The following is a 1,229-nucleotide window of genomic DNA, read 5'->3' on the forward strand; positions in this document are numbered from 1 at the left end:
GTGCGTGGCTGGTGGCGCGGTGGTTCGAAGGGCCCTCTACATGGGACGCCTTCGCCTCGTTCCGGGAGAACAGCAGCGGTCGGCGGGCGGGGCTCGACGCGGCGGTGGAACTGTGCCGGACGGTCGCCGCTCTGCACGGCATGGGCTGGGTCCATGCCGATCTGCAGCCGGACCACGGGATCCACACCAGTGGTGGTGTCCGTCTGATCGACCTGGCGTGGAGCTGGCGGGAGGGGATGCGGCCGCCACCGGTGACGGGTGTGGGTATCGACCATCTCGTACCGCCGGAGCTGGCGCTGCGCGGTGCGGGCGACATGCCTCTGGACGCGGGTATGGCTGCCGACGTCTACACCCTGGCCGCCACGCTGTGGACCTGTGTCACCGGAACCTGGCCCCTGGACTACCCGGCCGCCGGCATCACACCGAAGGAGCTGACCTCGGACCAGCTCCGCACCCAGATCGCCACCGGCCGCATCCCCCTGCGGACCGCGGCACCATGGCCCGAGTTCCAAGCCGTTCTCCAGCCGGCCCTGCTGAACTCGCCCCGGGACCGGCCCACAGCCCGGGACCTCGCCGAGAGCCTCACTGGCCTGGCCCCCTGACCTTGCCGGGTGCGGCACCCGCACTCCTAGCGGTGTGCCTGCTGGTAGAGGCGGGCGAACAGCGGGTCCACGGTGCGACCCGACCGGTACACGGCCCCGAACCGCTCCTCATAGGCGGCGAACCGGTCCGGGTCGTCGTGGACGAACAGCACATCGTGCAGGGCCATCCAGCGCAGCGCCAGCATCGGCAGCGGGGAACGGGACACCGGAAACCCGGGGTTGCGCGCGGCACCCTGCTCGCACCGGGAATGGAACTGGCCGAGCATCATCCCCTCCCGGGCCAGAGGTGTCCTGACCTTCTCCTGCACCTGGTCCAAGAGCTCTTCGTCTGCCTGGGGAAGGTCGGGCAGGACGGCGACCACGGCGTGCAGAGCGCGGTTGGACGTCGGCCACCCATCGCTCCGCAGGACCTCGACCATGGCATCGACCGCGGACAGCAGACCGTCCAGGCCCGCACCGCCGGGGAACACATGGACCCGTACACCGTCGGCGCGCAGGGCCGGGACCATGAACGGGCACACCGCCCCGGGCCGCCCCACACCCTCATGAGGCCGGCACAGATAGGCCTCGAACCAACCGACCGCTTCCTCGACCGCTTCCACCACCGGCACACCCCCACCCTTCCCC

At 71.0% G+C, this 1,229-nt stretch carries 2 protein-coding genes; one reads left to right on the forward strand and one right to left on the reverse strand.

All coding sequences use genetic code 11. The features are described 5' to 3' along the window. Positions 1 to 602, forward strand: a 602-nt coding sequence (locus HET64_RS38485) for a hypothetical protein (RefSeq protein ID WP_215111860.1), incomplete at its 5' end; no start/stop codon positions are given. Positions 603 to 628: 26 nt separating this feature from the next. Here the strand turns inward: HET64_RS38485 and HET64_RS38490 are convergent. Next, positions 629 to 1,229 (reverse strand): DUF6875 domain-containing protein (locus tag HET64_RS38490; RefSeq protein ID WP_374105611.1); only part of this gene is annotated, 601 nt, incomplete at its 5' end.

This window comes from Streptomyces sp. McG3 (assembly GCF_018619185.1).
Classification (GTDB): Bacteria; Actinomycetota; Actinomycetes; order Streptomycetales; family Streptomycetaceae; genus Streptomyces.